This window comes from Gammaproteobacteria bacterium (assembly GCA_029884425.1).
In the GTDB taxonomy this organism is placed as follows: Bacteria; Pseudomonadota; Gammaproteobacteria; order S012-40; family S012-40; genus JAOUHV01.
This window is the reverse complement of record JAOUHV010000018.1, coordinates 15,242-31,362: the sequence shown is the minus strand read 5'-3', so window position 1 is coordinate 31,362 and position 16,121 is coordinate 15,242. Positions and strand designations below refer to the sequence as shown.

The following is a 16,121-nucleotide window of genomic DNA, read 5'->3' as shown; positions in this document are numbered from 1 at the left end:
ATGGCAGTTTCGACCGCTCGCCGGGGGGTTAATTTCGTTGCTCGGCATTATACCCCGCCGATAATTTGACAAAACACCCCAAATACCGCGCCGCCAGCCCCAAAACGACCAGAACCAGCCCCCGACATCTTCGGCCATCGCCCGAGGGAGCCGATTGAACAAAATTTCAGCTAGTCAGAGCCGAGGGGGCCATATTGCAGCAAGCGCCCACTGGCTGTAGCGCCGCACGATTGAAAATGAGCTGAGACAGGTGGCAGTCGGCTAACATTCTTTCCAATAATTATTTTTTTCACCATCACGCCCCCTTCCCACCACCTTGTGTATAGCAAGCACATCTATTTAAATTACCAGCATTCCGTGCGTATCAAACGAGCAGGACAATGACATGTTCGGCATCGCATCGAGTAATAAGCATTCATTTGTTACCACATCAAGGAGGAATATATGAGTTCAGAAAAATCAATCTGGCCATACTTAGCAGGTATCATTGTTGCGATAGGGGGGCTCGTTGGGGTAATAAACCAGGTCATCAAAGACAACTCCAGCGATGATCAACCCAAAAACGCAGTAGCAGCGGTTTCATCCTCTCCGTCAGCTCCGCCAACGTCCTCATCATCAACCTCAAGCCTCCCAAAATCTCAAGCTCCAACTAAGCCTGAGCAAGCTGTCATTACTTTGAGTACATCTTCATTCAAAAAGAGTAGCGATGAATGGTCATTGGATGTTCGATCTCTGTATCTACCCAAGCTACGCAGCAAACAGGGTGAGGGACTTGATCTGTCCAAATACAATCTGGAATTTACCTTTCAAGGTGCGGGTGATAAGCAAGTTCAACTGTGGTTCCGTAATGCCGACTGGAAGAACGTTTACTCAGACGCACATACAACTATAGACAACTCCCCAATTACCTTTGACCCTAGCCGAGACCCTCGCGCTGTAAACCAATTCAATGATTTTTCCAACATTTTCCAAGTTGGAGTGAAGGTGTTCGATGAAATCGGTGATACTCAGCTAGTGGCAGCAAAACTTACTCCTCGCAAGACCTGATGACAGGAATAGAAGAAGGCACTGTCGATTTTGTAGGCGCAACAACCAGCGCGCATTCGGCCAGCTGCAATATTCGTGCGGCAATACGTTGCGCTTGCTGCCCCCCTACCTCCCTAATTTTGGACAACGAACATCCCCCGGAGAACACCCATGGATAGCAAAATAGTTATTCGTAAATATCTACGTTATTTGGTAGCAGTGATTACATTTTCTTCCGCTCACCTGACTCACGCATCTCTTTTACCTACACCACAAGGTGCTTCACAAAATACTAACTTCCCGGGTTGGGACATAAGAAACTTTAGTGCGGGCAATCCCGTACAGTGCGCAGATTCCTGTAAAGCAGATCGTCGCTGTCTCGCTTGGACATGGAGCCGCCCGCGCGCTCAAACCCCGAGTGGTATATGCTGGTTGAAAAGCGGGGCACCAACGGCAGCTTCGGATCGTTGCTGCATATCAGGAGTGAAGCCTCCCACTGGAAAAATGGAAGTCAGAGTAGATCGTCCTGGCGAAGATTATCGGAATTTTAAGCTAGAAAGCCCAAATCCTCGCCTGTGTGAAAATGCTTGCTATGAAGATCGCCAGTGCAAGTCATGGACTTATGTTAAACCGAATACAACACAGGGAGCCGACCCTCATTGCTGGCTTAAGAAACGAGTAGCACGTCCGGTTACCGATTCGTGTTGCATATCTGGGGCTAAGCCGGACGTGTAGTGATCTCATAACGCAGAACAGTTGGTACGAATAGCGCCAGCGTATTCGTACGAATGAAATGGATCTCCATGCCTCCGATTACGCTGCGCTAATCGGAGCTACTCGGCTAATCGGAGCTACTCGGCTGAGGGTACGAATAGCGCCAGCGTATTCGTACGAACGGATACCCCCATGCCTCCGATTGCGCTACGCCAATCGGAGCTACTCGGCTACGCCGATCAATAATAGCTAACACTGAAATTCTGATTGATTGTGTACAAACTATTGCCGTTTATCGCGGTTACACTCAAGACACCTTGGATATAGTTATCCCTTATATGTGAAATTGTCACCGTTCCGGCTGTAGCATCTGCCATACTATCGCCAAAAGCAGAAACAAATAGATCTGACTCGAAAGTTACCGTCGAGTTTTGCAATATCACATAATCCCCTGCCGCCACACCATCAATCCTCAGATGTGTGGCAATCGCTGTGTCTCCTACCGGAATTGAAAAATTGATCGCCATTCCATTGCTCGCTCCTGATCGATAGGCGCAAACATCACCTGTCTGAGTTACATTAAGCTCGGATATAGCAGCAGAACTTATCGAGACATTACCCATTTTAAATGATGGATCACTGTTAACCTTTATTGCAGTAAAGGGCGCGCCTCCCACAGTGAATGAGTCCACCGAGAGTTTCGTGTCCGACAGCACAGTGAGAGCCTGAGTTTTACCATCATAAAACTTGTCCTCCATTCGACTTAGAGAGCCCTTAGTCCTTCCAGAACAACCTGTCATCTCCATTGTGCTCCCGTGATCAACCAGTACGATGGGAAGCCGGTAGGTGAAATCCAAAAAAGAGGGCGTCGCCTCGAGATACCATAGCCCTGTTAGCGAATCATTTTTTTTGTCCGACTCCATACATGCAGAGACCATGACCGCAACACCCAACAGGACCACTCGCTGAAAATGAAACATTTTTGCAACCTCCGTTTAATGACAAACACAACGGGCAGCGATCCTCGCTACCCCAAAAAATTATTCCTCCCCCGCCCTCACCGTCGGCAAGTCCGCCGGCAGGGAATCCAGCACGGCGCGGGTTTCTTGTTCGGACACGGGCAGGTAATAAAATTCTTCGCCTTGTTGCTGCATCTTTTCCAGATTCAACACCGTGCCGGGGGCGAGTTCACGGCCATCGCCGGTTTTGCCTTTGACGGCGTAAATCACCCAGCGCGGGCCTTCCAGCGATAGCACCAGATACGATGCATCGGCGACCGCCAAAATGGAATGCGCCGCGAGCTGCGAGGTGCTGCCATAGCCCAGCACAATTCCACCGCCCAGGGCATAGCTGGTTGGAACCATCACCGCCTTGCTCAGTTCATACACGCCCACACCGGTGCTGCCCACCACCGTAGCCGTCGTGCCCACCACCAAGGTGCTGGCAGCCAGTACGTTGCCCATCACCTGGGTGCCAACGGCGGTGGTTTCGCCCGCCACAGCCACCGTCGCGCCGGTGGCTGCTGCGCCGGTGCCCACCACCACGCCAGTGGCGGTGCCGGTCACAGCAATCCCCGCCGCAGCCATCGGCACGCCGACGTATTTCACGGTTTTGCCCGCGCCAAAACCACTCACCGCCACCACCGCCGCCCCGCCCTGGCCCAGGGCCGCAACGCTGCCACCCACCGCGGTACCGCCAACCGCCGACGCTGCAGCGGCAGTTTCACCCACCGCCAATTGGGTCACGCTGAAAATCGACGCTGTAGCAGCAATTGCCGTGGGGGCCACCACGTCGTAAAACGCGCCGGCGGTGTTCCAGGTCACTTGCACGGCGATTTCGGCGGTGGGCACAGTGCTGCGCACCACCAGCATGGTGGGGAAGGTCACGGCATTTACCGTCACGTAGCCCACCGCACCCACGGCAGTGGCACCGACCGGCTTGATCATGCCATCCCAGAACAATCCCTGCAGCACCCAGCGGGTGGCCTTGAGCGTCGCCAGACTGATGCCGGTTTCGTCGACCTCGTCAAACGCTTCGCCGGCATGACGGAACGATTGCTGGACGCCTTCCACGTAGTGACCGGTACCGTCGACCACGATGTCGGTGTAAAACTGCGAACGCTTCGCCCGGTATTCCAACGATTTATCCAGGGCGCGCGCATAGCCGCTCAGGGTCACCGACTCGGCCACTGCACCCGCCCGGTCCCCCAGACGTTGCGGCAAGGCCGCATAGCCTTCAACGAATTCGTCCCAGGCATAACCCGCCGAGCTTTTTGCGCCGTGCAGGGTGATGCGATGAACGTCGCCCGCCATGCGCCAGGAACCGCCGACCAGTCGTCGCCCGACGCTGGCGCTGTCACGACTGATTTCCGCCGCGGCCGTCAGACTGGTATCCGCCAGGTTATCGCCGAATTCACTCAACACCCGCGCGCTGTCGCCCGCCAGTTCCCAGGAGCTGCCGATGATGTGCTTGGTTTTTGGATAGGCTTTGTAGATCAGCAGTCGACTGCCGGCACGACTGTGATCGGTGATGTACTGCGCCACCTCGTCGGTACCTTCGTGTATTCCCTTAGCCAGCTGATAACTTTTTTTGGTGCCATCGGCCACCAGATACACCGAGTCCTTGGCGTTGATCACCGCCGTCACAAACGACTGGCGCGCACGCCAGCCCATCAGCTCCGTGCCCAACTCCACCGCCGAAGGACCGGGAGGTATCAGTGCCACCTGAGTATTGGGCACATGAAACGCACCATTGCGGTACAAATCCGCATGGCCTTCGCTGACCAGTCGTTTGGTATTTTTCAACGGGTCATCCGCCGTCGGTTGCGTGGCGCAGCCGAGCAGTACAACTCCCAGAGCAACACTCAGTATCGAACGCTTCATGGGCGCAAATCCTCCGGCAGCCGTTGCAGTACCTGTTCAACCACTGCAGGATCATCGCTGATGACTTCCAGTGTCACCCCAGGCTGTTGCTGCAGACGTGTCATGTCCACCACGCTGCCCACCGGCAGTTCGGACAAGGGATGCGCGCCATCAAGTTCGCCACTGACCTTGGCCACCAGCAATCGCGGGCCGTCGTACACCAGAAAGAACGTCGCGTTGGCGGTTCCCAGCAGCGCCTGCACCGGCAAGGCGGTCAGCGCGTTGTAGCCCAGCGCCACGCCGCTGGATGCCTGGTTGAACACCACCGTGCCGCCGCCTTTGATCAGGTCATAACTGACCTGCCCGGCATACGCCGCCGTGTCCAGCGCCACGGTTCCCGCCGCCTGGGCGGTTGCGGCCACGGGGGCCATCGTCGTTACCGCCACCTGATTTACCAGTCCGGCGCTGGCCCCGGCAGCGTAGGTCACCGGCACCGTGGTCGCCGCCAACAGCGACACCCCGGCCAACAGGCCGCCTTCAACCGTGGGCGACACCAGTTTGACGCCCGCACTGGTGGTGTAATACAGCGTCATTCCCGCCGACTGCACCGTGCGACCACTGACGATCAGCACCCCGGCGGTTGGCAGGAAAATCAATTTGCCCCCCAGACTGGCCGTTGCAGTCGCGCCTTTCACCACCGCCTTGCTGCCGGGCTTGGCCACGCCGAAGTACAGCGCCTTGGCGTAACCACTGACGATGTTGCCCAGACCAGCCAGACTGTTGCCCGCCTCGCCCGATGCCTGATATTCGTCATCAAATGCCTTGGCTGCTTCGCTCATGGCGTCGGACCATTTGACCTCCACCGTCGGCGTTACGGCAGCGACCGTCCGGTCAGTCAGTTCGTAGACATTGCTGAAGTCGGCTTTGACGTTAGTGAAAAAATCGCCGGGGATGGCGCGCAGCGCCTGTCGGTCATCTTCGGTGCGCGCTACCAACGACAGATTGCCCAGCACAAAACTGTCCCAGGCACTGACGAAACCGCTTTGCGCCGCCTCCAGCTGCCATTTCGCCAGTTGATGCGTGCCCTGCAAAATATCGCCACTGAATTCGGTGCCGGTGGATAAAATCGTTCGTCCGCTGCGGCCTGCCGCTGTCACGTCGTCGACCAGATTGGTGCCCAGTTCACCACTGTGGCGCGCCAGATGAGCGCGCATTTGTTGCAGCGCCTGTCCGCTGGAACGCAGCGATTTTTCGCGGGCGTAGCGCAAGGTGTTTTCGGTGGAGCTGACAATGAACCAGCCTTCTTTGTAGAGGGCTTTCTGGCCGCGTAAATTGGCCATGGTGATGGGGATAACGGCAGACACGGTGTTGGGTGCCGCAGGCGGCTGGTCCGCCCATGTCGGGCTGCCGTGCCACAATAACAACACGAGCATGCTGGTGCGTAGTCTGATTGCCATGCGGAATTCCTCTACTGCCAATATGGCAATAAAGCAGAAAACCGCGCCGGGCTCAACTGCGCAGCAGCAACACGAAAACGAATAACGGGAAAATTATTGCGGTGGCAGCGGCAACGCCAGAATCAGCGCGTCTTCGCGACCATTTTTGGCAGGGTAATAATTTTTGCGCACACCGACTTCGTTAAAGCCCATGGAATCGTACAGCGCCAGCGCAACTTTGTTGGAAGGGCGCACTTCCAGAAACATCGAATCCGCCTCGCGAATCCGTGCAACCTCAACCGCACGCGCCACCAATGCCCGCCCCAGCCCTTTGCCCTGCTGATCGCGACGCACACAGACATTGAACAAATGCGCCTCACCGGCAGACACCGACAAAACGATGTAGCCCAGCACTTTGCCGTCCTGCTCTGCCACTTCGCAGTGATAGGCAACACGAATGCAGTCTTGAAAAATGCCCTCGGTCCACGGCGCCAAGTGCACATCGTTTTCTATTGCCATCACTTCCGGCACATCACCGGAAGTCATAAACCGAAAATGTAAATCGGAGGTCACGCGATCGAGTTCTCCTGCGCTACGGATTTAGCCAGACACAAGTCTTCCCATGCCCGGCGTTTCTCCAGCGGACTACGCAAAAGATAGGCCGGATGATAAGTCACTATCAGCGGAATGGATTGTTCACCAACACGGTGAACGCGTCCGCGCAATTTGCCCACCGGCGTATCGGTTTGCAGCAGATGCTGCGCGGAAATTCGGCCCACCGACAAAATTACTCGAGGCTTGAGCAATTGAATCTGCTGCTGCAAATAGCCCTGACAACGCAGCACTTCATCCGGTTGCGGATCACGATTATTGGGTGGACGACATTTGAGAATATTGGCGATGTAAACCTGTTCGCGCTGCAATCCCAGCGCAAACAACATTTCGTTGAGCAACTGGCCGGCAGCACCGACAAACGGCTCACCCTGCAGATCTTCGTCCCGCCCTGGGGCCTCGCCAATGATCATCCACTGGGCTTGCGTATCGCCCACGCCAAACACAGCCTGAGTGCGCGATTGCGACAATGCACACGCGGTGCAGCCGAGCACTTGTTCACGCAGCGATGACCATGAAACTAGCGGTGATGAAACAGGTAACGAATCCGCTGTTGCGATAGCGGTTTTTGCAGAAGCGAGGGGAGCAGCAGGCGGCTCGGGCAACATGCCCTCGCGCGCCTGCCACAGACTGATGCCCATGGCCTGCAAATAGGCCTTGCGCTGGTCATCAGCCGTCATACGACTTAGACATCACCCAGTTGCGGATGAGGTGCAGCCGGTTTGACGATTTTGTTTAACGCATTGATGTAGGCTTTGGCTGAAGCAATCACGATGTCCGTGTCTGCACCCTGGCCATTGACGATGCGTCCGGCTTTTTCCAGACGCACATTCACTTCGCCCTGGGCATCAGTGCCGCTGGTGATGGCGTTGACCGAATACAACTGCAATTCGGTTTCGCTTTTCACCATGGATTCGATCGCCTTGAACGAGGCATCGACCGGACCGCCACCGATGGCCTGGGCCTGACGCTCTTCGCCATTCATTGAAATGACAACGCTGGCGTTGGGCGTTTCACCGGTCTGCGAACAGACGCTCAGCGACACCAGTTTGATGTGCTCGTTCTCCGCCTCTATGCCGACGTCCGTCACCAGGGCTTGCAGGTCTTCGTCGAAAATATCGTGTTTCTTGTCTGCCAACACTTTGAAGGCTTTGAACGCTTGGTTCAATGCGTCTTCGGAATCAAACTCAATGCCCAGTTCCGTCATGCGGGTGCGGAACGCATTGCGGCCCGAGTGCTTGCCCAGCACCATGCGGTTGGCACTCCAGCCCACATCTTCGGCGCGCATGATTTCGTAGGTTTCGCGATTTTTCAGTACGCCGTCCTGGTGAATGCCGGACTCGTGCGCAAACGCATTGGCACCGACAATCGCCTTGTTGGGCTGCACCGCAAAACCGGTGATGGTGGAAACCAGCCGCGAAGTCGGCACGATGTGAGTGGTGTCAATGTGCGTTTCGCAGGCAAAAATATCGCTGCGGGTACGCACCGCCATGACCACTTCTTCCAGTGATGCATTGCCCGCACGCTCGCCCAAACCGTTGATGGTACATTCCACCTGGCGCGCGCCGTTCTGCACCGCAGCCAGCGAGTTTGCCACCGCCAGGCCTAGGTCGTTGTGACAATGCACCGAGAAAACCGCCTTGTCGGCATTGGGGATGCGCTCGATCAACTGGCGAATGGTTTCGCCAAACTGATGCGGCATGGCATAGCCCACCGTGTCGGGCACGTTCAGCGTGGTCGCGCCGGCCTTGATCACCGCCTCGAAAATGCGGCAGAGGAAATCCAGTTCGGAACGACCGGCGTCTTCGGCAGAAAATTCGACGTTGTCGGTGTATTGGCGGGCGCGCTTCACCGCCTTGACCGCCTGCTCCACCACCTGATCCGGCGACATGCGCAGTTTCATCTGCATGTGAATCGGCGAGGTAGCGATAAAGGTGTGAATCCGCGCACTGTTGGCCCCCTTGAGGGCGTCTCCGGCGCGATCTATGTCGGCGTCCAGCGCACGGGCCAAGCCGCATACGGTGGAATCTTTCACCGCCTCGGCCACGGCCTTCACTGCCTCAAAGTCACCGGGACTGGCAATCGGGAAACCGGCTTCGATCACGTCGACGCGCATGCGCTCCAACGCCTTGGCGATACGTACTTTCTCTTCACGCGTCATCGACGCGCCAGGGCTTTGCTCACCATCACGCAAGGTGGTGTCAAAGATAATCAATCTGTCTGTCATGGCTACACCAAATATTTCAAAAATGGGTTGTACTGATCTGCGTTCAAACTGCCCGGTAATCCCCCGGGGCGGGAGTTCATTAGCTGCCCGCTAGGGCAGTCGCAGACCGAGTAGCGCTAGAGATAGGGGACGAGCGACAACGGCAGTCGCAAGAACTGAAAAATGAGCCGACGATGGAGTCACTGTCTTAGTCATCACTGCCGTTAAACGTGAAAAAGTCGTCTCATCTTAGCCAGTTTAGTCGCCCTTGCCAAGGCCCGGGCCATCAGTTTCATGCGTGGAGCGGCGTTCCGCACGGCGCTTGCGCAAGCCCGCGATGGTCACAATTGGACCAGAGGCCGCGTAAATCAGGAAGATAGAGAACAGCACGGTAGCTGGCTCGATCGAGATAAACACAAACACCAGAATCGCCGCCAGCAGCACCACAAACGGCACCTTGCCTTTAATATCCAGCTCTTTGAAGCTGTAGAAACGGAAATTGCTCACCATCAACAGGCCCGCCGCCGCAGTCAAAAACGCCAGCGGCGCACGGTAGTCGGTGCCCAACACATCATATTGGGTTCCCAATCCCACCGCGCCAGCCACCAGGGCAGCCGCCGCCGGACTGGGCAAGCCCTGGAAAAAGCGCTTGTCCTGAACCTTGACCTGGGTATTGAAGCGCGCCAGACGCAACGCGGCACCCGCCGTGTAGATGAAGGCCACCAGCCAGCCCAGCTTGCCCATGGTCTGCAATGCCCACAACCACATCACCAAACCGGGCGCCACACCAAACGACACCATGTCGGCCAGGCTGTCGTATTGCACGCCAAACTCGGTGCTGGTGTTGGTCATGCGAGCCACGCGACCATCCAGACCGTCCATCACCATGGCGACGAAAATTGCCAGAGCGGCATTTTCGTACATACCATTGGTCGCCGAAATGACGGCGTAAAAACCGGAAAACAGACACGCGGTCGTGAATAAATTCGGTAGCAAATAAATGCCGCGACGGGGCTTTTTAACGATGGGTTCGGACATATGACTCAAAGACTTCCTTCTTCAGTAATACTACTCACCGCGCTTTGATGCACCAGGGTGGCGAGTTCTGTTTCCCCGGCAAGCACCTTGTCGCCTTGTTTGATTTTGACGCGACTGTCGGCGGGAATCCACACCAACACTCTCCCACCCAGCGGCAAATAGCCACAACGTTGCCCTTGACCTAAACGATCGCCGGGATAGGCATAACAGCGTGGCCGCATCCAGGAACCTGCCGCCACACCCCACACAATTCGATCTTTCTCATCCGTTTGCACGCATTGTGCGTACTTTACATCCGTAGACGCGCTTGCGCCATGCCATTGTTGCTGTAGTCGGCCTTCAATGGGGCTGCGCAGCGAATACACATCAGTCAGCGGATTCATCTGCAACTCTATCAGCGTGGTCGAAGTCGACAAAAATGGATCGACCGTCGAGGCCACCCGACGCACCACGCCATCCACTGGACTGACCACCGCCAACGGCAGCGCTGGCACATTGCGTGCCGGATCGCGAAGCAAAAACAGCAACAGCAACAACAGCAACGACAATGCGATCGCCCACACGTACTGCTCGGCATAGATCAACCCTGCGGCCAACAACACCACAACAAATAAAACCGGCCAACCTTCGCGGGCAATCAATGGGAATTTTTTGAGCAGCATGATGAGCTCACAAAAAAAATGAGGCTCTGACGAGCCTCATTTGAACAACACAATGGCGATTAGTTCTTGGTCTTGTCAACGATCTTGTTGGCTTGAATCCAAGGCATCATCGCACGCAGCTTGGCACCCACTTGTTCGATTGGGTGTTCAGCATTGATGCGGCGCATCGCAGTCATTTCTGGGTAGCCAGACTGACCTTCCAGAATGAATTGTTTGGCGTATTTGCCTTCCTGAATATTCTTCAGTGCTTGACGCATGGCTGCACGCGATTCTTCGTTGATAACGCGTGGACCAGTCACGTACTCACCGTACTCCGCATTGTTGGAGATGGAGTAGTTCATGTTGGCGATGCCGCCTTCGTACATCAGGTCGACGATCAGCTTCAGTTCGTGCAGACACTCGAAGTAGGCCATTTCAGCTGGGTAGCCAGCTTCAACCAGGGTTTCAAAACCAGCTTTAACCAGTTCAACGGCACCACCACACAATACCGCCTGCTCACCGAACAAATCGGTTTCGCACTCGTCGCGGAATGTGGTTTCGATGATACCAGTACGACCGCCGCCGATAGCCGATGCGTAAGACAGCGCAGTCGCCTTGGCAGAACCAGAAGCGTCTTGCTGAATCGCGATCAGGTCAGGAATGCCGCCGCCTTTAACGAATTCAGAACGCACAGTGTGGCCAGGTGCTTTTGGCGCAACCATGATTACGTCCAGATCGGCGCGTGGAACGATTTGGTTGTAGATGATCGCGAAGCCGTGAGCAAACGCCAGAGTCGCGCCTTTTTTCAGGTTCGGCTCAACTTGCTGTTTGTACAGCTGAGACTGGAATTCGTCAGGTGTCAGAATCATTACAACGTCAGCAGCAGCAACGGCCGCTTCAACAGGAGCAACTTTCAAACCGGCCTTTTCTGCTTTTACAGCAGAGGCTGAACCCGGACGCAAACCAACAGTCACGTCAACGCCGGAATCTTTCAGATTGTTGGCGTGGGCATGGCCTTGTGAACCGTAACCGATGATCGCGACCTTTTTGCGTTTGATGATGGAAAGGTCTGCGTCCTTATCGTAATAAACTTGCATTTTCTCTTACCTCAAGTCTCGTTTTGAATTTGAAAAATTAAACTGTCAAACTGCGATCGCCGCGGGCAATACCGGACACACCGGTGCGCACCACTTCCAGAATCAGCTCGCTGCCGAGCGCAGCAAGAAATGCATCAAGCTTTTCGCTGGTGCCCGTCAGTTCGACGATGTAGCTGCCCGGAGTCACGTCAATCACGCGACCACGGAAAATATCGGAAATACGCTTCACTTCTTCGCGCAAATCGGCGCTGGTGGTTTTTACTTTCACCATCATCAATTCACGCTCAATGTGCTGACCATCGGTCAACTCAATCAGCTTGATCACATCAATCAGCTTGTTCAGCTGCTTGGTGATCTGCTCAATGATTTCTTTCGAACCCGTCGTCACAATTGTCATGCGCGACAGTGAATTATCTTCGGTGGGCGCAACAGTCAGTGATTCGATGTTATAGCCACGCGCAGAAAACAATCCTGCCACACGTGACAGCGCACCTGATTCGTTTTCCATCAGGATAGAAATAATCGCTCTCATTACGCCAACTCCGTTTCCGTCACACGCATACGCATTTCGTGATGCGCCTTACCTGCTTCAACCATCGGATACACGTTCTCGGAGCGATCGGTAATGAAGTCCATAAACACCAGACGATCTTTCATGGCAAACGCTTCTTTGAGCGCGCCTTCAACATCGCCGGGCTTTTCAATGCACATGCCCACATGACCATAGGCTTCGGCCAGCTTCATGAAGTCCGGCAGCGCATCCATGTAAGACATGGAGTAACGGCCTTCGTAGCTGAATTCCTGCCACTGACGCACCATACCCAGGTAGCGATTGTTCAAGTTGATCACCTTGATGGGCAGGTGATATTGCAGACAGGTCGACAGTTCCTGAATACACATCTGGATACTGCCTTCGCCCGTCACACAGGCCACGTCCGCATCGCGATGCGCCAACTTCACACCCATGGCGGCGGGCAAACCAAAGCCCATCGTTCCCAAACCACCGGAATTAATCCAGCGCCGTGGTTTGTCGAATTTGTAATATTGCGCAGCAAACATCTGGTGCTGGCCGACATCGGAAGTCACAAACGCTTCACCGCGCGTCACTTCCCACAGTTTTTCGATAACGTACTGCGGCTTGATCAGCTCACTACCACGATCGTATTCCAGGCACTGACGACCACGCCATTCGTTGATCTGCTTCCACCATTTGGTCAGCGCGATCTGATCCGGCTTGCCGGCGCCGTCCTTGAGCAGCTTGATCATGTCCACCAATACGGCTTTGACATCACCAACGATGGGCACATCCACTTTCACGTTTTTGGAAATGGACGCTGGGTCAATATCGATATGAACCACTTTGGCCAGCGGACAGAATTCTGCCAACTTCATGGTCACGCGGTCATCAAAACGCGCGCCAATGGCGATCAGCACGTCACATTCGTGCATGGCCATGTTGGCTTCGTAAGTGCCGTGCATGCCCAACATGCCGACGAACTGCTCGTCTGTGGCCGGGTAGGCACCCAGCCCCATCAGGGTATTGGTAATCGGATAATTCAGAATGCGAGTGAATTCAGTCAACTCCGCCGCTGCATCGGACAGCACCACGCCACCGCCACTGTAGATCATGGGGCGCTTGGCGCTCAGGACCATCTCGACCGCGCGCTTGGTTTGTCCGGCATGACCTTTCATGGTCGGATTGTACGAGCGCATGGTTACAGACTTGGGATGCTCGTAAGGAATCTTGATGCGCGGATCGGTCACGTCTTTGGGCACGTCAACCACCACCGGACCGGGGCGACCGGTCGTGGCAATGTAAAAGGCTTTTTTCAGGGTGATCGCCAGATCTTCAACGCGCTTGACCAGGAAATTGTGCTTTACGCAGGGACGGGTAACACCTACTGCGTCCACTTCCTGGAAGGCATCGCTACCGATGACCGGAGTCGGAACCTGGCCGGTAATGACCACCATAGGAATGGAGTCCATGTACGCGGTCGCAATACCGGTGACCGCATTGGTCGCACCGGGGCCAGAGGTCACCAGCACCACACCGGGCTTGCCGGTAGCACGGGCATAACCGTCAGCAGCATGAGTTGCTGCCTGTTCGTGCCGTACCAGAATATGTTCTACATCGGTCTGGCCATACAACGCATCATAGATGTGCAACACGGAGCCGCCAGGGTAACCAAAAACGAACTCGACCCCTTCGTCTTTTAGGAACTGAACCAGTATCTCAGCCCCACTTAATTCCACGCTTTTACCCACAATTCAAAGCCTTTTTTCAACAATGTCGGGAAAACCGGGGATGATACCGTATTTCTTTGCCCCAAGCACGCCCATTTGTCATTGCCCGACAACAGCCCTGCAGTCGCCATGGAAAATAATTCATCAATAAGTTCAAAAACCTGGAATGCGTCCGGGTTAAGTTTGTTGTAAACTATGGGGCGGGTCTATTACCGCGCAGATTGGCGAGCAACATCATCAAGCCAACAGCGGTCAACAATGACCTTTCATCGCTACGCAGTACAATTCGAGCCTTGTTTTAGAGTTAGGGAGCCCTCCGGCAGAACATCATGTCCAAACCCACCGTCAAATCCATCATCATCGAAGGCGTCACCCAGGACGGTCGCAAATTCCGCCCCAGCGACTGGGCTGAGCGCATGAGTGGCATGTTGTCCACCTTCGGCCGCGATCACCGCATCCACTATTCACCCAGACTGCGCCCCATCAGCGTCAAGGGCGTTAAATGCATTGCCATCACCCCGGATCTGGCACAAACCAACCCGGATGTTTTCGCGCTAGTGATGGATTTTGCCAAGCGCAACAACCTGAACATTGTTGAGCAACTGGAAGAAGAAACCAACAACGCCTAGTCGGCGTTGAACTTGCCACCCCATTGCGCGGCAAACACGTTGTCCGCCAGCGGCACCCGGCGGCGCGGCGAAGCCTCTGCCAGCTGGTGCTTGGTGTATAAATGTCCGGCATCGGCGGCTGGATAGCCAAATGCCACGAACGCCAACAGCTCAAACTCTTGGGGTACCTGAAACCGCTCGCGGGTCAGCTCGACATCAAACCCGCCAATCTGCCGACTCATCAAGCCCATCGCCGTTGCCTGCAACACCATGTTTTCCACCGCCGCGCCAGTATCGTAAGCCGCCCAGCGATTGGCCTGCCCCTGGATCTCGGCATTCAGGGTAAAATTGGTCGCGCACGCTACCAGCACCAACACCGGCGCCCGTTCAGCCCAGGGACGATTCCAGATCGATAGACACTGCTGAGCCATTTCCCAACTGACCTGGTCGCTATGGCGGTCAAACACCACAAACCGCCAGGGCTCCTCGTCAAAACAGGTGGGCGCCCAGCGGGCAGCTTCCATCAGCGCCAGTTGAATATCCAGCGCAACCGGCATTTGCAAATCAAACGAGCGCGAACTCCAGCGCTGCGCGATCAATTCGTGTACAGGCACCAATGTTTGGGCATGCTTATGCTTCATAAACCGTTGATTTCTTCGTCTATCATATCCAAGGGGCGCTACTTTACCACTTCTTGGAGTCTAGCCCAATCCGCCCCACAGCCTGGCACCAAACGCGAAATGTAACTCAATTTTGCTATTTCCTGCTAAAACAACCACACCCACCTGCCGACCACTACAGGAGCATTAATAACAACTAACCCTGGGAAGTCACTTCATGAATGACAACTGCACCGTGATGGTCGTTGACCACACTTCCTCCAGCAGAAAATCCATCATCAAAACCATTCGCCAAGAACTTCCCAACGCCCAACTCATTGAATCCTCATCCAGCCAGCACGCTCTCAGCCTGCTGCGCGAAACCAGCAAAGTAAACGCGATTTTGTCCGAACTGGATCTCAACGACGGCGCCGGTGTCGAATTCATCCTGGCCGCGAAACAAATCGCCAGCGCCAAAGATGCTTCATTTATGGTCATGACGTCGCGCCGGGATCGCGACGCACTGATGCGCGCGGCAGCCGCAGGGGTTTCCGATTATCTGCTCAAACCATTCAACGGCAACACCCTCACCATTAAATTGCGCAAGCTGGTACATTTGCAACTACGCTCCAGTGAGCGGGTTTCGCTGTTTGAAACCACTTCAACCACTTTAAAATTCGATACCCACCCATACCACGCCACCATCATCGACATCTCGCTGGGCGGATGCCTGCTGCGCAGTCAGGTATTCAGTCAGGGTGGCTGCATTTATGACATCGCCGACATCACCGTCAACGACGACAACCTCGGCCCAATCCCCTTGCAAGGCGTGCTGGTACGTGCCGAGCGCGACCCCGAAGCCAATGACAAACGCACCATGCTGGCGGCGTTTCAATTTTGCACCCAGGATCCTGCTGCGCTGGAGCAACTGTCGCGCTTCATCGCCACCACCAAATCAGTTTCCCTCAAATAACTGGCGTAATTGCGGATTACAGCTTGCTACACAACTGTCAGATTTAGCAGATGAAACCGCACAAAT

The 16,121-nt window shown here is 55.2% G+C and carries 15 protein-coding genes; 3 read left to right on the top strand and 12 right to left on the bottom strand.

Annotated elements, in window-relative coordinates; genetic code table 11:
• Positions 1 to 444 precede the first annotated feature (444 nt).
• Positions 445 to 1,047 (top strand): hypothetical protein, encoded by a 603-nt coding sequence (locus OEW58_06845; GenBank protein ID MDH5301063.1) that lies wholly within the window; start codon positions 445 to 447, stop codon positions 1,045 to 1,047.
• 932 nt (positions 1,048 to 1,979) lie between these two features.
• On the opposite strand, the gene OEW58_06840 is transcribed toward OEW58_06845, so the two are convergent.
• The 11 genes from OEW58_06840 to OEW58_06790 all read right to left on the bottom strand — a co-directional run bounded on the left by OEW58_06840 (position 1,980) and on the right by OEW58_06790 (position 13,884).
• On the bottom strand, positions 1,980 to 2,720 hold the full coding sequence (locus OEW58_06840) for a hypothetical protein (protein MDH5301062.1): 741 nt from the start codon (positions 2,718 to 2,720) through the stop codon (positions 1,980 to 1,982).
• 60 nt (positions 2,721 to 2,780) lie between these two features.
• Entirely contained in the window at positions 2,781 to 4,622 is a 1,842-nt protein-coding gene (locus tag OEW58_06835) for a hypothetical protein (protein ID MDH5301061.1), read from the bottom strand.
• A complete protein-coding gene (locus OEW58_06830) occupies positions 4,619 to 6,058 on the bottom strand; it encodes a hypothetical protein (protein ID MDH5301060.1) in 1,440 nt (479 codons plus the stop codon). The genes OEW58_06835 and OEW58_06830 overlap by 4 nt, the downstream gene beginning before the upstream one ends.
• Positions 6,059 to 6,151: 93 nt before the next feature.
• The gene (rimI, locus tag OEW58_06825) at positions 6,152 to 6,610 is read right to left on the bottom strand and encodes a ribosomal protein S18-alanine N-acetyltransferase (GenBank protein MDH5301059.1); all 459 of its coding nucleotides are present in this window, start codon (positions 6,608 to 6,610) and stop codon (positions 6,152 to 6,154) included.
• On the bottom strand, positions 6,607 to 7,329 hold the full coding sequence (locus OEW58_06820; protein ID MDH5301058.1) for a uracil-DNA glycosylase: 723 nt from the start codon (positions 7,327 to 7,329) through the stop codon (positions 6,607 to 6,609). Before OEW58_06820 ends, rimI begins: the two co-directional genes overlap by 4 nt.
• Before the next feature lie 5 nt (positions 7,330 to 7,334).
• Positions 7,335 to 8,876, bottom strand: a complete 1,542-nt coding sequence (locus OEW58_06815; protein MDH5301057.1) for a 2-isopropylmalate synthase — start codon at positions 8,874 to 8,876, stop codon at positions 7,335 to 7,337.
• A gap of 237 nt (positions 8,877 to 9,113) precedes the next feature.
• Positions 9,114 to 9,881 (bottom strand): CDP-diacylglycerol--serine O-phosphatidyltransferase, encoded by a 768-nt coding sequence (gene pssA, locus OEW58_06810; protein MDH5301056.1) that lies wholly within the window; start codon positions 9,879 to 9,881, stop codon positions 9,114 to 9,116.
• A 17-nt stretch (positions 9,882 to 9,898) separates the two neighbouring features.
• A complete protein-coding gene (locus OEW58_06805) occupies positions 9,899 to 10,555 on the bottom strand; it encodes a hypothetical protein (protein MDH5301055.1) in 657 nt (218 codons plus the stop codon).
• 59 nt (positions 10,556 to 10,614) lie between these two features.
• Positions 10,615 to 11,631 carry a ketol-acid reductoisomerase gene (gene ilvC, locus OEW58_06800; GenBank protein MDH5301054.1) on the bottom strand — a complete coding sequence of 339 codons (1,017 nt, stop codon included), beginning with the start codon at positions 11,629 to 11,631 and terminating at the stop codon, positions 10,615 to 10,617.
• Positions 11,632 to 11,668: 37 nt separating this feature from the next.
• Positions 11,669 to 12,163: an acetolactate synthase small subunit gene (ilvN, locus tag OEW58_06795; GenBank protein ID MDH5301053.1), complete on the bottom strand. Its 495-nt coding sequence runs from the start codon at positions 12,161 to 12,163 to the stop codon at positions 11,669 to 11,671.
• Positions 12,163 to 13,884: an acetolactate synthase 3 large subunit gene (locus OEW58_06790; protein ID MDH5301052.1), complete on the bottom strand. Its 1,722-nt coding sequence runs from the start codon at positions 13,882 to 13,884 to the stop codon at positions 12,163 to 12,165. Before OEW58_06790 ends, ilvN begins: the two co-directional genes overlap by 1 nt.
• Before the next feature lie 320 nt (positions 13,885 to 14,204).
• Between OEW58_06790 and OEW58_06785 the strand changes: the two genes are divergently transcribed.
• Complete coding sequence (locus OEW58_06785; protein MDH5301051.1) at positions 14,205 to 14,504, top strand: DUF3579 domain-containing protein; 300 nt, start codon at positions 14,205 to 14,207, stop codon at positions 14,502 to 14,504.
• On the opposite strand, the gene OEW58_06780 is transcribed toward OEW58_06785, so the two are convergent.
• The gene (locus OEW58_06780; protein MDH5301050.1) at positions 14,501 to 15,124 is read right to left on the bottom strand and encodes a nitroreductase family protein; all 624 of its coding nucleotides are present in this window, start codon (positions 15,122 to 15,124) and stop codon (positions 14,501 to 14,503) included. The genes OEW58_06785 and OEW58_06780 overlap by 4 nt on opposite strands.
• A 196-nt stretch (positions 15,125 to 15,320) precedes the next feature.
• Here OEW58_06780 and OEW58_06775 point away from each other — a divergent pair, with 196 nt between their 5' ends.
• Positions 15,321 to 16,055, top strand: coding sequence for a response regulator (locus OEW58_06775; protein MDH5301049.1), 735 nt, complete (start codon positions 15,321 to 15,323; stop codon positions 16,053 to 16,055).
• Positions 16,056 to 16,121: the final 66 nt, after the last annotated feature.